This window comes from Rhodococcus sp. AQ5-07 (assembly GCF_009707305.1).
GTDB lineage: Bacteria > Actinomycetota > Actinomycetes > Mycobacteriales > Mycobacteriaceae > Rhodococcus_F > Rhodococcus_F erythropolis.
In genome coordinates this window covers 872,345-890,669 of sequence record NZ_CP046099.1, presented here as the reverse complement: position 1 = coordinate 890,669, position 18,325 = coordinate 872,345, and the positions used below count along the sequence as shown (strand labels likewise).

Here is an 18,325-nt window from a genome sequence, read left to right as displayed (position 1 = left end):
CCGATCGAGAGTACAGAATGCCCGGTCAGTCCAGGTTTGTCCGCGCAGGAGTATCCGTTAGCACTGTCACATCAGTCAGATCTTCGACGACGGATTCGACGGGCTCCGTTCGTGGCGGGACGAACAACCAACCCGTCGCCGACACGACGACTACGGCTCCCATCACCGCGAAGGCCGCCGAGTACGACACATGCTGGGCGATCAGCCCGGCACAAATCGGCGCCACTACCCCACCGATGTCGGACATCATCTGGAATACCGCCAGAACGGGTCCGCCTCGGGCCGTCGATCCGACAACATCGGCAACCGCGGCCTGCTGGGCCGGACTCATGAGCCCGGAGCCGACACCAGTCACTGCGGCGATGGCGAAGAACACCACAAGGTTGTCGGTGAATCCCATTGCGATGGTTCCCAGACCGCAGATGAGCAGACCGCTCACGACAAAGGGCTTGCGTCCGAAGCGGTCCGAGAGCCGTCCGGACACGATCAACACCAACGCGTTTCCGACGGCAAAGATCGTGAGAGCGTAGGCCGCTATCGACGGGTCTCGGTCGAGGAACTCCACGACGAACAGAGGGACCATGGCAACGCGAACTCCGAAGATCACCCCGCCGAAGGCGAGGTTCGATCCGAGCGCTGCCCGGTACACCGGCGACTGGAGCCCTTCTGTGAGAGTCATCGACTTCACATCGACAGCCTTGTCCGGTGACGCCAGGTGAGATCCACGCAGGCTCACGAAGACAACGAGCGCGGCGATCACCAGCGCAACTGCGTAGATGATGAACGGCATCCGCAGACCGAACTGCAACAGCGCACCGCCGACCAGCGGGCCGCCGATCGATCCCATGAGAAAGCTTGTCGCGTACAGCCCCGAGACGCGGCCGCGACTGTCCGGCGGTGACATGCGAATGATCAGCCCGAGAGCCGACACCGTAAACATGGTCGACCCGATACCGCCCAACGACCGGAACAGCAGAAGTTGCCAGTACTCCCCCGCGAAAGCGCACGCACCGGTCGAGACCGCGACGATCAAAAGGCCGACGATGTAGACCGGACGCTCACCGAGCTTCTGTACCAAAGTGCCGCTCATCGGCGCGAACACCAATCGCATGAATGCGAAAGACGAGATCACGATCGTGGCGGCGGTGACCGATACGTCGAAGCTGCGCGCGAACTGCGGTAGAGCCGGAGCGACCAACCCGAACCCGAGGGCGATGACGAAGCTGGCGGCGACCAGTACCCAAATTTCCTGTGGCAGCTTGGCTGCACGAGTTTTCATGTCGCCCGGAATTCTAGCCGGGCGACACGAGCGGTCCGCGAGCTAGTTCGCCTTCAAGACGCCGGACACCAAGTCCTTGGCCGCTGCCTGAACCTGAGCCAGATGATCGGCGCCCTTCATCGACTCGGCATAAATCTTGTACACGTCCTCCGTGCCGGACGGCCTCGCTGCAAACCACGCGTTCTCTGTCGTCACCTTGAGACCACCGATCGCCGCGCCGTTTCCGGGCGCCGCGGTCAGTGTCGCCGTGATCGGTTCACCCGCCAGTTCGGTCGCACTCACCTGATCGGGAGACAGTTTCGCCAAGACTGCCTTCTGTGCGCGTGTCGCGGGCGCATCGATCCGCGCGTACGCCGGGCTCCCGAACTTCTCGGCCAACGCGTCGTAATGCGCTGACGGAGACTTTCCCGTCACCGCGGTGATTTCCGACGCGAGCAACGCAAGGATGATGCCGTCCTTGTCCGTCGTCCAGACGGAACCGTCGTGGCGGAGGAAGGATGCACCGGCGCTTTCCTCGCCGCCGAATCCCACCGACCCGTCGAGCAGACCGGGAACGAACCACTTGAAACCGACTGGAACCTCGAGCAATTCGCGGCCCACACTGCTGACCACGCGGTCGATCATCGAGGAACTCACGAGTGTCTTGCCCACCTTGGTGTCTGCGCGCCACCCTGGCCGGTTCGCGAAGAGATACTCGATGGCAACGGCGAGATAGTGATTCGGGTTCATCAAACCGCCGTCGGGTGTGACGATGCCATGGCGGTCGGAGTCTGCATCGTTTCCGGTCGCGATGTCGTAGCGATCCCGAATTCCGATCAGCGACGCCATCGCGTCGGGCGACGAGCAGTCCATGCGGATCTTGCCGTCAGTGTCGAGCGTCATGAATCGCCAGGTCGGATCGACGAGCGGATTCACCACTTCGAGGTCGAGTCGATGAGTTTCGGCAATCGCGCCCCAGTAGTCGACGCTTGCCCCGCCGAGGGGATCTGCACCGATCCTGATTCCGGCATCGCGGATTGCATCGAGGTTGAGGACGGAGGGGAGGTCTTCGACGTAGTACCGGAGGAAGTCGTAGCGTTCGACGCGGTCCAGCGCCTGCGCCGCCGTGACACGCCGTACCCCGGAAAGCCCCTTGCGTAGTAGCTCGTTCGCTCGATCGGCGATAACCGACGTCGCATCCGTATCCGCGGGTCCGCCGTGTGGCGGGTTGTATTTGAAGCCGCCGTCACGCGGCGGATTGTGTGAAGGCGTCACGACGATGCCGTCGGCCTTTGCCTCCGGTCCCGTCGAGTTGTACCGCAAGATCGCGTGACTGACCGCCGGGGTGGGCGTGTAGGCATCACGTGAATCGACGAGGACGACGACGTCGTTGGCGACCAGAACCTCCAAGGCCGACAGCCAGGCAGGCTCCGAGAGCGCATGTGTATCGCGGCCGATGAACAGTGGTCCGTCGATGCCCTGCGAAGCGCGGTACTCGACGATCGCCTGGGTTGTCGCCAGGATGTGAGCTTCGTTGAACGCCGCGTCGAGACTGGAACCGCGATGTCCTGAAGTGCCGAAAAGTACCTGCTGCATCGGGTTCTCGGGATCCGGGGTGCGCGTGTAATACGCGGTGACCAGATGAGGAACGTCGATCAGATCCTCTGGCAGAGCCACTTGTCCTGCTCGTTCGTGCGCCACGAATCCCCCTCGGCCCGGTGGTCGACCACTGTGTCGACGCGACTGTGGACAATTGTCTACCCTGGCCGCGTGGCGTGCACGCTCGACGCCGGATCGGTCAATCCGTGATCTGGATTCCCAACCACGCAGCGGACAGTCCGACGATCAAACTGACGACGATGTAGATCAGCGAGAGGGCCGTCTGGCGCCTCTCGACCATCCCGACATTCTCGTTCGCAAAGGTCGAGTAGGTGGACAAGCCACCGCAGAATCCGGTCGCCAGAAGTGCGGCCATCTCGGTGGAAAGAGCTGCCCCGGTGAACAATCCAAGGAGGAAGCAGCCGATCACGTTGGCGGCGAACGTCGCAGCCGGGAATCCCTTGTACGCGGGTACATACCGCGCCAACAGGTACCGGCCGCTCGCACCAGCGCCGCCGCCGAGTGCCACCAGGAGAACTGTCATGCCGGCGCGCCGTCCCGCGCGCGGATCCAGCGTTCACCGAGCCCTTTGCCCAGTGCAGCGGCGAGGATCGCGGGAATCAGCGTCCCGAGAACATAGAGAATCGATCGCCACGGACTCTCCGTCACGGCGTGAACCGCGAAGGACGAGAAAGTGGTGAAGCCGCCACAGAACCCGGTGCCGAGAAAGAGGTACCCAACCTTGTTGTGGACGAGGAGGGCCGCGAGAACACCCAGAACGAACGAGCCGACGACGTTGATGACCAGTGTCGTCCAGATGTGGGGAAAGAGCTCCCCCAGCCCGTATCGACTCAGTGCCCCCAATGCTCCGCCGACGGCGACCGCTCCCACCGCACCTGGCAGCTTCAGATCACCCATGCTCTCGCCTCACCCGAAAGAGCCTACGTCCCGGATCGGGCTTTCGGCGGGCGCGGAATGAAGTAACTTGTCCGCTGCTGATACTCGCGATAACCCGGACGCTGTTCCATATGTCGCTCGAGCAACCGCGCACCGGTGGCGAAGACCAGGAAGTACGTCATGGCGATCGGCGAGAGGACAGTCAACACTCCCGGCCACACGGACGCCGAGACGAGGAAGATCCCCCACCAGACGCATGCGTCGCCGAAATAGTTGGGATGCCGCGTCCACGCCCACAAGCCTTGATCCATGATGTGGCCACGGCTACCCGGATCGGATTTGAATTCCTCCATCTGCCGGTCGCCGACCGTCTCGAACGTGACGCCGACAATCCACAGCACGATTCCGAGCACAACAAGAAGCCCGAAGCTACCGTTCGATACTGCTGCGACCTGGATAGGCAGGGAGACGAACCACAACGAAATCCCCTGCGTGAGATAAATCTTGCGGAGCGCATACAGCGTTCGATTACCCGTCGCTCGTCCGAGCATTTCTTCGTACCGCGGGTCTTCACCCTTGCCGCGGGATCTGATCGCCATGTGCGTCGCCAACCGCAGACCCCAGATCGCCACCAGCGCAAGCATCAGCAACCGGCGCCAGAGGTCGCCGGTTCCAACTACCGCGGAAACGAGCGCGATCAGAACGAAGCCGGCGCCCCACGACACGTCGACAACATTGTGCCGCCCGATCCGTACACCGATGGTGGCTGTCACTGCCATTCCGACGGCGATCGCCAACAGGCTCGTGAGCGTGACCACTCCGAATGCGCCCCAGTCGAATCCGTTCATCGCCGCGACACCCACTGCGGCCGGACCGATTCCATATCGGATCGACCATCACCGTGCGGCCGGACCGACAGAATCTGATCGACGCCCATCCTGCCGTCCCGAAATGCCATTCCTCCGCCGACGAGGTAGAGACGCCACACCCGAGCGACTTCGACACCCACGAGATCCACGACGCGATCCCAGTTCGATTCGAAGGTCGCGATCCACGCGTCGACGGTCCGCACGTAGTGCTCACGCAGGGCGTGCACGTCCCGGACTTCGAGTCCACCTTCCTCGATCATCGCAACAGTGCGACCGACCGGCCGCATGTACATGTCCGGCGCGATGAACGACTCGATGAACGGACCTCCCCCGGGGTGCGCACCGGTGCGTGACATCTGCTGAATCAGCACACGGCCACCGGCAATAACGTTGTCGTGGAGCGCTTTCACGTATGTCGGATAGTTGTCCTCACCGACATGCTCACCCATCTCGATCGACGCGACCGCATCGAAGGGCCCGTCCGGAATCTCACGATAATCTTGGAGCCGGATCTCGACCCAGTCTTCCAAACCGAGTTCGCGGATCTTCGCGTCGACAAAAGCCTTCTGCTCCGCTGAGATCGTGATGCCGACCACCCGAGCGCCGTACTCACGCGCTGCATGCAGGCTCAGCGAGCCCCAACCACAGCCGACATCGAGGAACCGTAGGCCTCGCGCCCGATCGAGACCGACCTTGCGGCACACCAGATCCAGCTTGTCTGTCTGTGAGTCTTCGAGCGTGTATTCCGGCGCATCGGAAGTCCAATAGCCCGAGGAGTACGCCATGTTCTCATCGAGGATCAGTTGGTAGAAATCGTTCGACAAATCGTAGTGGTGCCCGATCGCCTCGCGGTCGCGCGCGAGACTGTGCAAGCGGCCCTTCACCTGAGCCTGCGACGACGGTGGAGCCAAAGGTCTCCCGAAAGCACCGAAGGATCGCGCAGCCTTGACCGCGGCCAGGACGAGAGACGGGGTCGGGGTGATCGACCCGAGCCCCCGCTCGGCAGAGACCTTCCACACGTGTGTGAGCGCATCACCGAGATCGCCTTCGACGTCGAGTTCACCGAGAACATATGCCTGCGCCGCTCCCAACTCGCCGGGATTCCAGAGCAAGCGTCGCAGCACATTCGGGCTGTAGAGCGTCACTTTCGGAGCATCTTCCGGACCTGCTGTGCTGCCGTCCCAAGCAGTCAATCTCACCGGAAGTTCGCCGCCGACAAGTGGACTGAGGATGTCCGAGAGACGGCCCGCAACGCCGGCATCTTGCGCCGTTCGATCCATCGTGGCGGTCATCGCTGGTTCCTCCGATCGAGAACAATTTGCTGGACGTCGAGATATCCCGAGCGAAACCCTGCCTCGGAGTAGCAGAGATAGAAATGCCACATGCGCGCGAACACTGCGTCGAACCCGAGCGCGGACGCTTCGTCGGTGCGAGCACTGAAACGCTCGTCCCACAGCCGCAACGTCTGCGCGTAGTGATCGCCCATCGACATCCGCTCACGCACCCGAAGGGTTGTCATGCGTTCGGTGACGTCCTCTATCGCCCGCACCGACGGGAGAAATCCGCCGGGGAAGATGTACTTGTGCACCCAGGTGTAGGTGTTGCGGGTCGCGAGCATCCGATCGTGCGGCATCGTGATGGCTTGGATCGCCGCGCGCCCACCCGGCGCCAGCAGGGCGTCGATCGTCTGGAAGTAGCTTCCCCAGTACTGGTGGCCGACAGCCTCGATCATCTCGACCGACACGACGGCGTCGTACTCCCCCTGTACTTGCCGATAGTCGAGAAGGTCGACCTGAACGCGATCTGCCAGTCCCGCAGCGCTTATCCGCTTCGCCGCCAATTCCTGCTGTTCGACCGACAGTGTCACTGAACGCACCGTTGCTCCGCGCTCGGCTGCTCGGATCGCCAATTCTCCCCAGCCTGTGCCGATTTCGAGCACTCGCGAACCGGGACCGACACCCGCACCGTCCAGCAGGCGATCGATCTTCCGATGCTGAGCCGCTGCGAACGCGTCCCACGACGGGGTAGCTCCCATCGACAGATCCTCGAAGAGAGCACTGGAATACGTCATGGTGTCGTCGAGGAACAGTTCGAACATCTCGTTCGAGAGGTCGTAGTGCCGGGAGATGTTCGAGCGCGTGTTCTGCGTCGAATTCCGCTCACTGCGAGGCTGCTTCGGAATGTAGAGGCCTCGTAGCCGCTGCAGGAAGTCGGGAATCAGCGTCGCCACCCGGGAGGCGAAGACTTCCAGGACCGCGGTGAGGTCGGAGGCTTCCCAATCGCCCGCCATGTACGACTCGCCGAATCCGATCAACCCACTGTCGCCCACACGAGCAGCGAAGTCGTCTGGACGGTGGATGACCATCAACGGCGAATCCGGACTACCTCCACCGGAGAACTCACCGTTGGGCATCTGAACGCGCAGCGGCAAGCGCGCGACCGCCTTGTGGAACAGAGCGCGGGCAACCGGCGACGCAACCCTCACTTTGAAACCGCTGGGCACCGTGGCAACGCCCGGCCACCGCTCGGATTCGATCGTGTGAGCGGAAGGTTCGGTGCCGAGAGTGGTCGTGGTCATTGCACTGCCTCCTGCGGGTGATGTTGCGGTCGGGGAACGATAGGTAAGCGCCTGGCCCACAGCCGGATTCCTTGAAATCTGATCTGCGCGGCGACTCGCAGCGGAGCCAGCGGGATGGAGAGCGCACTGCGGACGATCTCGCGCGTCGTCGCCGGCACACAACGACCGGACACCGTGGCTACGAATGGCGCCTTGCCGTCACGGGCCAGAACTATCGAGAGCGCGAGCGCGGTGTCGGGTAGCGGAAGTCGCATCCGGTACTCGCCGTCCAGATCGTTGAATGGAGACACGTAGAACTCTTTGGACGTGCGAGCCCCGCCGCGTTCGTCGGTTTCGAGCAGGTAGCAATGCCGCTCGCCGTAGGTGTTGTGAACCTCGGCAACGACGCACCGCTGACTGCCGTCGTCGTTCAGACACCAGAACACACTCAGTGGGTTGAACACATGCCCGAGAACACGTGCGTTCGCAAGCATGAGGATGCGGCCGCCGGCGAACTCCAATCCGTTAGTTGCCAGAAAAGACTCGACGTTGGCACGAATCGATCGGGTGGGGTCGCCGAGGTGATCTCCGGCGTCGAACTTCGCCAAGGATCGCAGTGCCTTCGGGAGCTCGGGCAGATCGTCGACGTCGACGAGCCAGCTGTAGCTTCGGTACTCGAACTCGTTGTGCAACGGCTCCGTTCGTACGTGTCGGATGCTCGTATGAACGATGGACGGCGTGATGGGTGCGGACGGCGTCATGCGTGCGGTCACGGCCACCGACCTCCGACGCGTTCGGCGGCGCGCAGGCCAGACAGTGCACCGTCCTCGTGGAAACCCCATCCGTGGTATGCACCGGCAAACGCGAGCACGTCCGAGTCCAACTCGGAAAGCCGCGCTTGAGCGGCGACGGAGGTGGGTGTGTACTGCGGATGCTCGTAGGTCATCTGATCGATCACCGAGTCCGGGGACACCATTTCGTCTCCCCCCAACGTCACCAGGTAGCGCCGACCGGTCTCCGGCAGCCGCTGCAACCTCGTCATGTCGTAGCTGACCAGAACGTGATCCGGCTTCGCGTTGCATTCAGGGATGTAGTAGTTCCACGACGCGCGCGCATTGGTGTTGCCGGGCAGCACATTTTCGTCCGTGTGAAGTTGGGTGTGGTTGACGGAGTACGGCATTGCGCCGAGGACCTGGGATTCGGCAGGCGTCGGATCCGCCAAAATCTTCAGTGCTTGCTGCGGATGCGTTGCGACCACAACTGCGTCGAAGGTCTGGATCTGGTCGTCGCCGTCACGAATGTCGACGCGATCGTCGAACCGGTGGACGGCGCGAACTGGCGTGTTCAGGCGGATATCCCCGATACTTTTGGCGACGAGACGAACGTATTCGCCCGATCCACCGGTGACTGTTCGCCAGGTCGGCGATCCAGTGACGCTCAGCATTCCGTGGTGATCGAGGAACGAGAACAGGTACCGCGCGGGATACTTCAGCGCCGAGCCGGGATCACACGACCAGACTGCCGACACGAGCGGAGTCATGAAGTGAGCGGTGAAGTAGTCGGAGAACCGGCCGCTGCGCAGAAACACTCCCAGTGTCTGGTCGGGTGCCGACGGATCCGTGTTGTCGAGCAGAGCGCGGGCACGGCGATGGAAGCGCTTGACCTCCATCAACATCGACAGAAAGCTGCCGTTGACAAGGAGCCCCGGCGTCGGGAGAACGCCGCGCAACCCTTGGCCTCCCGAGTACTCGAGACCGCAACCCCCACACCTGACCGACATACTCATGTCGGATTCCTGCGTAGGCACATCGAGTTCTGCGAACAATCGCAACAATGTCGGATAGGTGCGTTCGTTGTGAACGATGAACCCCGTGTCGATGGCGAGGCTTCGCCCTTCCGGGTCGGTGACCGAATGGGTGTCCGCGTGCCCGCCGAGCCGTGAATCCGCTTCGTAGAGGGTGACGTCACTGTCCTTACTGAGCACCCACGCCGCTGTCAGACCTGCGACACCACTACCGACGACGGCCACCTTGCGCTTGTCGGAACTCATCGTCGTTCTCCCATCTTTGTTGCGGCTACCCCGCGACTCATTCGTGCGATTGCATCCGCGACGAGGCGATGCCAGGTCGCCGCCCGACGGAGCATGAAGTGGCCTGCGCCGCCGATGCCGATCCATTCAGCGCTCTTACCCGACTTCTGCAGTTCGTCAACTTTCCGACGAGACGCTGCCGGGTCGGTCCACGAGTCGGCCGTGCCGTGGAGCACAACCAGTGGTGTGTCCGAACGCAGATTCACCGACGTTCCATCGGGCCACCACGGCGCCAGCGCAACCACACCGACCACCGCCGGATCGCCACACAGTTCGGCGGCGACCCGTCCGCCCATCGAGTGGCCCAGCAAAATCACCCGAGCTTGTGCATTACGTTTCGTTATCGCGTCGAGTGCGGCTCGAGCGTCAGCGACCGGACTGCGCTCGGCACCGTTCCAACCACGCACCCGATAGCGAGCCTGCACCGCTCTCACACCGGAGCGGCGAAGCTGAGCGGTGAACGGGCGCATCCGAAGGTTGGACAGATGCCAGGCGCGAGCCGGGCGATGGCTCGAGACCTTTCCTCCAGGCAGCACGAGCACCACCAGGTGCTGGTCACCGTCCTGCTGTTGCCGTCGGTTGGGCGTCATGCATGGCATTCGGAGCCGAAAACCATTTGGATGGGGTTCGTAGAATTTCTTTTGTGAATCGTGAAGCACTCGTCGGTGACGTCCTCGACGCCATGGACGCCAACTTGGTTTCCCATGCCTGCCACCTGCATGAACACTTGCCGACTGCATCGGTCACGGTCACTGCGGACGTTGTCGTCGCAGACAGCGGCCTCGCCGACGACACTTTCAACATCATCGCTGGTGCTCGCTTCGCCGTACCTGCCGACGGGCCCGAAGATCGGCGACTGATCGACATCCTCGCCTCGATTCGAGCAACCGGACGTCCGTTCTCCTGGTGGACCGGACCCCGCGATAATCCCTCTGACCTCGGGGCTCGCCTGTCCGCCCTCGGCTGCGTGCGCTCCGAGGAAGAACGAGCGATGACGGCGGACCTTGACGTCGTCCCTCATCCGACGCCTGTCCCAGAACTCTCCGTTCATCGGGTGACTACTCGTACCCAGCTCGCCGACTATGCCGCCGTGATGGCCGCCAACTGGTCGCCGCCCTCAGCCGCAGTAATTGGATTCTTCGAAGACACCGCTGATGCCGCCCTCGATGAGCGTTCGCGGAGTTCGTTTGTCGTGGGGTACGCGAACTCCCAGCCTGTCGCCGGAGCCGAGGTCCACTTTGCCGCCGGCGTCGCCGGACTGTATGGCGTCGTCACACTCGAAACGGCTCGCCGACGCGGATTCGGCTCGGCGGTCACCCTTGCCGCACTCGACATCGCCCGCGAGCGAGGTGCCCGAACAGCAGTTCTTCAGGCGTCCAGCGACGGCGCACAGCTCTATCGAAACCTCGGCTTCGACGATGTCGGCACCTACACCGAGTACTCGATCGGAAGCAGTTAGACGTCCCCGCGGGGACGCTTTCACCCCGTATCCGTGAAGGTGTCGGCACCCACATCTACCATCGAACGTACATTCGAAATGATGTCGGACGCGAGCCGGGGGGCAACCATGAACGCAGCATTAACCGAGAACGCACCACTGATCGATGAAGAAACGCAGGGTTCCGCCCGAGACGACGTGGATCAGCTCGGCTCGGAAATCTGCGCCCTCGCCGGCCAGATCGCCGCGGCCACGGCTCGATTCCTTACCCTCCTGTCGAAATTCGACGAAGACCGCGGATGGACCGGTCCGGGACTTCACTCGTGCGCCCACTGGTTGTCGTGGAAGTGCGGAATGAGCCTGCACACCGGCCGTGAATACGTTCGCGTCGCCAAAGCGCTCCGACCTTTGCCCGAGATGCGGAAGGCCTTCGAGCAAGGCCGCCTGTCCTACTCGAAGGTTCGCGCCCTCACCCGGGTCACCACGCCCTCCAACGAAAAGCAGATGGTTCGGTTCGGATGTGAGGCGCCCGCAGCCCAGATCGATCGTCTCGCCGCAGGTCTGCGTAAAGCAACCGACAACGAATCCGGCAAAACCAAAGCGGTCGAACATCTTCAGGTCCGCTGGCATTGGGACCCGGATACGGGCGAATTTGTCATCAAAGGACGCCTGCCTGCGCAGGACGGCGCCCGAATCCTCGCAGCGTTATCTGTGGCGGAACGTGAACGCACCCGAATCGCCGCCATCCGCCCCGTCGACGAGAAGGCCGCAAAGAACCCGGTCGGAAATATCGGGCCAGGTCTCGTCGCGATGGCAGAGCTCGCCACCGCCGCAGTCACGGACCGCACGCCCAAGGCCGCCGCGAACGAAGTTGTGTTCTTCCACGAAGCGAACACCGTCCGAGTGCCGAGCGGACCCGCATTGCCTCAAAATGCCGCTGAGGAAGTGCTCTGCAACGCCAAGCTTCGCCTGGGAACGACCAAGGAAGGATGCGTTCTGAATCTAGGTCGGCGGACTCGCGTCGTCAGCGCTAAACAAATGTTGGCATTGAACTACCGCGACGGATGCTGCCGCACACCAGGATGCGGACGGACCCGCTTCCTGCACGCACATCACGTGAAATTCTGGGGACGCGGCGGCAATACGGACTTGGACAATTTGATCATGCTTTGCGGTACCTGCCACCGCGCGCTGCACGACGGCAAGTTCACGATCTCTGCACTCGGCGAGCAGAAGTTCGAGTTCCACTACGCCAATGGAGACGTCATCGACCCAGCACCGCCAACAGAGGGGTTCGCCGATGACCTATTGCGCGGAGACGTACCCGACGACGCGATCGTACCGGCGTGGAGCGGAGAGCCCCTCCACCTCGATCACGCGGTCAGCGTCACCCTTGACGGCTGGGCTGCGTGAGCAAACATTGGTCTAGTCCAATCTGAATCCGTCGTGAACAATCGGACAACCCTCGCATTCAGGTAGTGCAATTGGTCTAGTCCTATCGCAATATCTTTAGCGTGACCAAGAAAATCGCACGCACCTCAGCCGCTATCACACTCCTCCTCGCCGGCGCTGTTGCTGCCGGAACTGCAACTGCTGCAGCAATTCCCGGATCGTCCGACCTCAATCCGTCGGCCGCCGAGAAGACAGTTGTCATCGGCCTTGACGGCACCATGCTCAGCCACATCAAGACCGCAGACGCTCCCCGTCTCCAGAAGCTGATCGCCGAAGGAACCAGCGGAGAATCTTCCATCCTCGGCCACACCACCATCTCCGGACCGTCGTGGTCGACCATCCTGACCGGCGTCTGGGACACCAAGCACGGTGTCAAGGACAACACGTACGCAGGCGCCCGCTTCGACCTCTACCCGAGCGTGTTCACACGGTTGGAAACAGCACAGCCCTCTCTGCTCACCGAGTCGATCTCCACCTGGGGCGGCATCGACAACATCGCATCCAGCGGCACGCCGAAAGCCGACGTTGTCGTCACCACTGCCGATGCAGGTTCCGGAGCGGCCACCGATGCTGCGACCGCTGACGCCGTCGCCCGCGACATCACCGACAAGGGACCTGACCTGATCTTCACCCAACTCGATCAGGTGGACGGCGCGGGGCACAGCGGCGGCACCGACGGCGCTGCGTACGAAGAGTCCATTGCCTCGGTCGACGCTCAGGTGGGCAAGATTGTCGATGCCGTTGATCAACGCGCCGCGAAGACCGGTGAGAAGTGGACGGTTCTGGTCACTGCGGATCACGGCCACAAGCCTGCTGGAGGGCACGGTGGCCAGACGCCGGCGGAAGCAACGACATTCGTCATTGCACGCGGTGCGGGATACGCGGCCGGCAAGACCACCGACGCGTACACGATCGCCGACATCACGCCGACCATCCTCCAAAGCCTGGGCGTTGCATTGCCTGCCGATCTGGACGGAAAGCCGCTGGCCAAGGAAGCTCCCGGCTTCGTCGGCTCGGTCGACCTGGGATTCTTCGGCTCCTGATCGCAAGAAGACCCGGGCGCTCAGCAGAGTGCCGCAGCAAGACCGCAAAAAGGTCGGGCCGGAGAGCGTGTGCTCTCCGGCCCGACCTGTTGTGGAGCTGCCGGGAATTGAACCCGGGTCCTACGTTGAATCGCTAGGGCTTCTCCGTGTGCAGTTCGCTAAGTCTCTACTTGGATCTCCCAGTCTCGCGAACAAGCCAGGATGACGATCCCAGTCACTGTTTGATGTCCCATTCGACTCCGTGACCGAGCCGAACAGTAAAGCCCTCTAGCTGATGCCAGGAACCGGGTCGAGGGCAACCCCGGGCTGACAGACACGCTTCGCTACTTAGGCAGCGAGAGCGTAGTCGCGCTGATTGGAATCGGCGCTTATAGGTTTGCAGCGACGCTTACGGTGGTCTCTTGCCTGCACCGACACGCTTCCCCTAACTCAACACACGCAGTCGAAACCGTTCAGCCCCGTGTGTGCCCCGCGTCTTTCGTGGGGCTATTCACTATAACGCGCCGAAGTTCGGAAGTCATACCAATTAATCGGCGGCACTTTCCGTGTCCTTCGCCGCAGCTGATTCCCTGATAGCTGCGGTCTCACGCTCTGCAGCACCGGTGATGTTGGTGATCATCCCCTGGAAGACAACTCCGTGGAAAGGCAGGATCGAGTACCAGTACGCCCGGCCGGCGAGCCCGCGCGGGAAGAAGACCGCACGCTGATCGAGATGCGAACCCACCGGCCGTCCATCCGCACCCGCCGGACCTTCCGACACTCGCAACTCCAACCATGCTCCGCCCGGGACCTTCATCTCGGCGCGCAATCGGAGCAACTTGCCTCGATCGATTTCTTCGACCCGCCAGAAGTCCAGGGCTTCACCGGTGTTGAGCCGACGTGGATCCCGCCTACCCCGGCGCAGTCCGACCCCGCCGACCGCGCGGTCCATCCACCCCCGGATGGCCCACGCCAAAGGGAATGAATACCAACCATTCTCGCCGCCGATCGACTCGACGACCGACCAGAGGGTTTTCGGATCCGCAGCACAGTCACGTTCGCGGTGGTCTACGTAAACTGCCTCCCCTGCCCAGTCCGGGTCGGACGGAAGAGGATCGGACGGCGCTCCCGCGATCGTCGCACCGGACCACGCCGTCTCCACCTCACCGGTCTCGATCTTGCGAAGCGCCAAACGCACAGCTTCCCGGTACGGTGTGAGGCCACCGGCCGGAGGCGGGATGAAGTCGTCGATGTCGTGGTTGTGCATCACCGCGTCGTTCTGCAGTGATTCGATCAGTGGCATCGCCAAGCCCCGCGGGATCGGCGTGACCAATCCCACCCAGTGACCTGCCAGACGCGGGGTGAGGACGGGCAAGACGAGGATGCGTCGGCGTACCAATCCTGCGACGTCGGCGTAGGTGTTCATCATCTCGCCGTACTGCATGACATCTGGCCCACCGATGTCGAAGGCGCGGTTGACCTCCGGTGTTGTCGCCGCGGCTGCGATCAAATAGTGGAGTACGTCACGCACCGCGATCGGCTGAATGTTGTTGTGCACCCACTTGGGTGTGGTCATCACCGGAAGTCGATTGGTCAAGTGGCGCACCATTTCGAAGGACGCCGAACCCGATCCGATCACCACCCCAGCTTGAAATACAACGGTCGGAACCTCGGAGTCGAGGAGGATCCGACCGACTTCGAGCCGAGACTGCAAGTGAGTCGACAACTCTCGGTCGGACGGATGAAGCCCGCCCAGGTAGACGATCCGGCGCACCCCCGCATCGCGGGCAGCGGCGACGACGTTCTCCGCGCTTCGCTTGTCGATATCCGAGAACGACCCTCCACCGCCCATGGCGTGAACGAGGTAGTAGACCACGTCGATATCGTCGAAAACACCTGAGAGGGAGGCACTGTCGGTCAGATCCCCACGCTTGATCTCCACGGAATCATGCCAGGGAACATCGCGTAGTTTCTCCGGGCTGCGCACCACCACTCGAACGCGATGGCCCTCTTCGACCAGACGAGGGGCAAGACGTCCGCCGATGTATCCGGTCGCACCCGTGATCAACACTCTCACTGCGTCCATCACCCCACGCTACGCACAATTCAACTGCGAAGCGCGAGTGCAACCTCGAGGTCGTCGTTGGTCAACATCATGTTGATCCCCGCTCCAGCCTTCGCCCCGGCGGCTGCGGCCATGATGACCTGGGCACCCGGGTCGACGACGTTGCCCGCAGCGAACACGCCGGGCACGCTCGTCGCCCCCATCATGTCGACTGTGACGAAATCGCCCATCATCGTCTCAGCGCGCTGCGCGCCGAACGCGCGCAAGATCGCATCGTTGGGGTCCATCGTGAGAGCGCCACCGACAAAGACCGCCGAACGCGCGACCACAGTGCCGTCGGCCAACCGCACGCCCACCAACCGATCATCCTCGACGACGGGACCAGCGATCTCACCCTCGACGATCGAAATATCGCGAGCTGCAAGCTTTTCCCGATCTTCGGAACTCAGTTCGGTGATTCGATGGAGGAAGAGAACTACGTCGTCGGACCACTGGCGAACCATGAGGGCCTGGTGCATCGCAAATTCCGCGCTCTTGGCCATCACGCCAAGCGGCTGATCGCGCACGCTGTACCCGTGGCAGTACGGGCAGTGCAACACGTCGCGGCCCCAACGCTCGCCGAAGACTTCGAGTTCGTCCGGCAGGCGGTCCGTCAGACCCGTTGCAACGAGGACCTTGCGCACCTGAATCTTGCTGCCGTCAGCCAGTTCTACCGAGAATTTCTCGCCGTCCCGTGTCACGGAGACAACGGTGCCGTCATGGAACTCGCCGCCGAATTTGCGGACCTCACCTCGGCCGATGGTCAACAATTCGGCGGGGTTCATGCCGTCGCGGGAGAGGAATCCGTTCATGTGATCGGCGGCCGCGTTCCGTGGTGATCCGTTGTCGAAGACGATCACGGACCTGCGTGCCTGACCAAGGATGAGTGCGGCGTTCAGCCCCGCCGCGCCGGCTCCGATTACTGCTACGTCGAATGAGTTCTGCGTCATGAATCCAGAATGACAAGAGATCGCGTTCTTGACAAACACTGTTGCCACTTTGGCAAAATAGATCCATGACCGAAACATCGTTCGAAGCCGTTCTAGCCGGCATCGGCCCTCGCCTACGTGCGTTGCGCCAGCAGTCCGACATGACCCTGGCCGACCTGTCGGAGACCACCGACATCAGCGTAAGCACACTCTCGAGACTCGAATCCGGTACTCGCCGAGCCAACTTGGAGTTGCTGCTGCCGATCGCCAAGGCACACGGCGTCCCGTTGGACGACCTGGTGAACAGCAAGATCAAGGACCCCCGCGTTCGAGAAGAACCGCGAACGGTCGGATGCATGACGGTCATTCCGCTGACCAGTCAGCCCGGCAACCTCCAGGCCTACAAGATGATCATCTCCCCCACCGACGACGATCGCGAACCGGGATCCCACGAGGGCTACGAGTGGGTCTACGTTCTGTCCGGGCGCATCCGACTCCAACTCGGCGACCGAGATTTCATCATGGGGGCAGGTGAGGCCGCCGAGTTCGACACCCACATTCCGCACCGCATCAGCGCTGCCGACGGCCGACCTGCGGAGGCGATCAGTCTCTTCGGGAAACAGGGCGAGCGTGTTCACCTACGCGCAGCGCCGGCCGACAGACGCGGCTGAAACACTAGGACTGAAAACGCTGGAACTCGAAAGAATCTAGGCGCCCGCGACGGCAATCATGCCGACTGCCGCCAGCGCCAACAGCATTCCCGCTTGTTGCACGCGGCTTACTCGCTCGCCCAGCATCACCATGGCGAGCAGAACCGTCGCAGCCGGATTCAGCGAACCGATCACGCTGACCAGTGAGAGCATTCCGCCTTGGAAGGCGTAGATCATCGTCCCGTTCGCGACGACGTCGAGGACGCTGACGTACACCGCGAGTTTGAGTGGCTCGCCTCGTGGGAGAACGAAGTGACCGGCCGCCAGCGCGACCAACCACACCACGACGGTCGCGGCGCCGCGAGATACGGCCAACGCCCACAGCCCGCTGCCCTCGCCGATCTGGTGAAGTGCGATGAACGAGAGAGCAAATGCGCCACCGCTTCCGACGGTCAGAAGCGCCACTTGCCTGGTGAAGCGGAGAGTGATTCCGCCGGCGACCTCACCCGCGGTGTCGTCAGGCGACTCGCGGCTGACCAGGACGACGGCGACCAGCGCGACGGCAATACCCAGGTACGCGATCAACCCCGGCCGCTCACCGAATGCGAATCCGACGAGGACCGGAATACCCGCCACCAGAACAGCTGTCAGCGGCGAGACCACCGACATGGGACCAGTTGCCAGCGCGAGATAGAACCACCACACCGCCAGACCACTCGTGACGCCCGCGATCGCGCCCCAGATCAAACCGTTCAGCGTCAGCGTCCCGGAAACGAAAGGTGCTGCGATCAGAACGATGACGAGCGAGAGCGGATACGAGACGATCACCACACGCAGTGCGGCAACTCGTCGTGATGCAACTCCCCCGACGAAGTCGCTGACTCCGTAGGCAACTGCCGCCACGAGGGCAAGCAGGATGGAGGTCAGCGCATGCCCTTGATACGACGACCGAGCTCGCGGGTCACCTCGCGCTCGGCGGTCCGCTTGGCCATGTCCTGGCGCTTGTCGTAGTCCTGCTTACCCTTTGCCAGCGCGAGTTCGACCTTGACCTTGCCGTCGTTGAAGTACATCGACAGCGGAACCAGTGTCTGGTTTCCCTCGCGGGTCTTGCCGACGAGGTGCTCGATCTCACGCTTGTGCAGCAGGAGCTTTCGGGTGCGGCGCGGAGAGTGGTTGTTCCACGTGCCTTGCGTGTACTCCGGAATGTGCAACGAGCGCAACCACACTTCGCCGTTGTCCACGGTGGCGAACGCATCGACGAGCGACGCCTTGCCTTCACGCAGACTCTTGACCTCGGTCCCGACGAGCGCGATACCGGCCTCGTAGGTGTCGATGATCGTGTAGTTGTGGCGTGCTTTGCGATTGGTCGCAATGACCTTGCGGCCCTTTTCCTTCACTGTCCGGGCCTCTCAGTCCGCTGTCTTGCTGTCGAATGGTTCTTGCTGTTCCAGCATAGAAGCT

Annotated in this window: 18 protein-coding genes and 1 other RNA gene; 4 read left to right on the top strand and 15 right to left on the bottom strand. The window is 62.5% G+C overall.

Going from position 1 to position 18,325, the window contains the following annotated elements; genetic code table 11:
* Positions 1-25 precede the first annotated feature (25 nt).
* The 10 genes from GJB56_RS04170 to GJB56_RS04125 form a co-directional block, all read right to left on the bottom strand.
* Positions 26-1,279: an MFS transporter gene (locus GJB56_RS04170; protein WP_113682989.1), complete on the bottom strand. Its 1,254-nt coding sequence runs from the start codon at positions 1,277-1,279 to the stop codon at positions 26-28.
* A gap of 42 nt (positions 1,280-1,321) precedes the next feature.
* Positions 1,322-2,959 carry a phosphoglucomutase (alpha-D-glucose-1,6-bisphosphate-dependent) gene (gene pgm, locus GJB56_RS04165; protein WP_021334357.1) on the bottom strand — a complete coding sequence of 546 codons (1,638 nt, stop codon included), beginning with the start codon at positions 2,957-2,959 and terminating at the stop codon, positions 1,322-1,324.
* A gap of 97 nt (positions 2,960-3,056) precedes the next feature.
* Positions 3,057-3,401 (bottom strand): fluoride efflux transporter CrcB, encoded by a 345-nt coding sequence (gene crcB, locus GJB56_RS04160; RefSeq protein ID WP_019747865.1) that lies wholly within the window; start codon positions 3,399-3,401, stop codon positions 3,057-3,059.
* Complete coding sequence (locus GJB56_RS04155) at positions 3,398-3,775, bottom strand: fluoride efflux transporter FluC (protein ID WP_021334356.1); 378 nt, start codon at positions 3,773-3,775, stop codon at positions 3,398-3,400. Before GJB56_RS04155 ends, crcB begins: the two co-directional genes overlap by 4 nt.
* A 23-nt stretch (positions 3,776-3,798) precedes the next feature.
* The gene (locus GJB56_RS04150; RefSeq protein WP_047889506.1) at positions 3,799-4,602 is read right to left on the bottom strand and encodes a DUF1295 domain-containing protein; all 804 of its coding nucleotides are present in this window, start codon (positions 4,600-4,602) and stop codon (positions 3,799-3,801) included.
* Positions 4,599-5,915, bottom strand: a complete 1,317-nt coding sequence (locus GJB56_RS04145) for an SAM-dependent methyltransferase (protein ID WP_092763664.1) — start codon at positions 5,913-5,915, stop codon at positions 4,599-4,601. The genes GJB56_RS04150 and GJB56_RS04145 overlap by 4 nt, the downstream gene beginning before the upstream one ends.
* Complete coding sequence (locus GJB56_RS04140; RefSeq protein WP_092763666.1) at positions 5,912-7,201, bottom strand: SAM-dependent methyltransferase; 1,290 nt, start codon at positions 7,199-7,201, stop codon at positions 5,912-5,914. Before GJB56_RS04140 ends, GJB56_RS04145 begins: the two co-directional genes overlap by 4 nt.
* Entirely contained in the window at positions 7,198-7,941 is a 744-nt protein-coding gene (locus tag GJB56_RS04135; RefSeq protein WP_092763872.1) for a DUF1365 domain-containing protein, read from the bottom strand. Before GJB56_RS04135 ends, GJB56_RS04140 begins: the two co-directional genes overlap by 4 nt.
* Positions 7,942-7,949: 8 nt before the next feature.
* A complete protein-coding gene (locus GJB56_RS04130; protein ID WP_113682990.1) occupies positions 7,950-9,230 on the bottom strand; it encodes an NAD(P)/FAD-dependent oxidoreductase in 1,281 nt (426 codons plus the stop codon).
* Complete coding sequence (locus GJB56_RS04125; protein ID WP_020969265.1) at positions 9,227-9,859, bottom strand: alpha/beta hydrolase; 633 nt, start codon at positions 9,857-9,859, stop codon at positions 9,227-9,229. The genes GJB56_RS04130 and GJB56_RS04125 overlap by 4 nt, the downstream gene beginning before the upstream one ends.
* 53 nt (positions 9,860-9,912) lie before the next feature.
* On the opposite strand from GJB56_RS04125, the gene GJB56_RS04120 reads away from it, so the two are divergent.
* From GJB56_RS04120 to GJB56_RS04110, 3 genes are all read left to right on the top strand, one after another.
* Entirely contained in the window at positions 9,913-10,728 is an 816-nt protein-coding gene (locus GJB56_RS04120) for a GNAT family N-acetyltransferase (protein WP_205318838.1), read from the top strand.
* A 108-nt stretch (positions 10,729-10,836) separates the two neighbouring features.
* The gene (locus GJB56_RS04115; RefSeq protein WP_092763669.1) at positions 10,837-12,120 is read left to right on the top strand and encodes an HNH endonuclease signature motif containing protein; all 1,284 of its coding nucleotides are present in this window, start codon (positions 10,837-10,839) and stop codon (positions 12,118-12,120) included.
* A gap of 101 nt (positions 12,121-12,221) precedes the next feature.
* Positions 12,222-13,202 carry an alkaline phosphatase family protein gene (locus GJB56_RS04110; protein WP_092763671.1) on the top strand — a complete coding sequence of 327 codons (981 nt, stop codon included), beginning with the start codon at positions 12,222-12,224 and terminating at the stop codon, positions 13,200-13,202.
* 89 nt (positions 13,203-13,291) lie between these two features.
* On the opposite strand, the gene ssrA is transcribed toward GJB56_RS04110, so the two are convergent.
* From ssrA to GJB56_RS04095, 3 genes are all read right to left on the bottom strand, one after another.
* Positions 13,292-13,662, bottom strand: a transfer-messenger RNA (tmRNA) gene (gene ssrA / locus GJB56_RS04105).
* Positions 13,663-13,728: 66 nt separating this feature from the next.
* Positions 13,729-15,267 carry an SDR family oxidoreductase gene (locus tag GJB56_RS04100; RefSeq protein WP_113682991.1) on the bottom strand — a complete coding sequence of 513 codons (1,539 nt, stop codon included), beginning with the start codon at positions 15,265-15,267 and terminating at the stop codon, positions 13,729-13,731.
* 20 nt (positions 15,268-15,287) lie between these two features.
* Positions 15,288-16,235, bottom strand: coding sequence for an NAD(P)/FAD-dependent oxidoreductase (locus GJB56_RS04095; RefSeq protein WP_070796273.1), 948 nt, complete (start codon positions 16,233-16,235; stop codon positions 15,288-15,290).
* Between the two features lie 65 nt (positions 16,236-16,300).
* On the opposite strand from GJB56_RS04095, the gene GJB56_RS04090 reads away from it, so the two are divergent.
* Complete coding sequence (locus tag GJB56_RS04090; RefSeq protein WP_007731290.1) at positions 16,301-16,885, top strand: helix-turn-helix domain-containing protein; 585 nt, start codon at positions 16,301-16,303, stop codon at positions 16,883-16,885.
* A 36-nt stretch (positions 16,886-16,921) separates the two neighbouring features.
* Here GJB56_RS04090 and GJB56_RS04085 read toward each other — a convergent pair whose 3' ends face one another.
* Both GJB56_RS04085 and smpB read right to left on the bottom strand, forming a co-directional pair.
* Positions 16,922-17,767: a DMT family transporter gene (locus GJB56_RS04085; RefSeq protein ID WP_230091130.1), complete on the bottom strand. Its 846-nt coding sequence runs from the start codon at positions 17,765-17,767 to the stop codon at positions 16,922-16,924.
* Positions 17,768-17,787: 20 nt separating this feature from the next.
* Positions 17,788-18,261, bottom strand: a complete 474-nt coding sequence (smpB, locus tag GJB56_RS04080) for an SsrA-binding protein SmpB (RefSeq protein ID WP_003942330.1) — start codon at positions 18,259-18,261, stop codon at positions 17,788-17,790.
* Positions 18,262-18,325 lie beyond the last annotated feature (64 nt).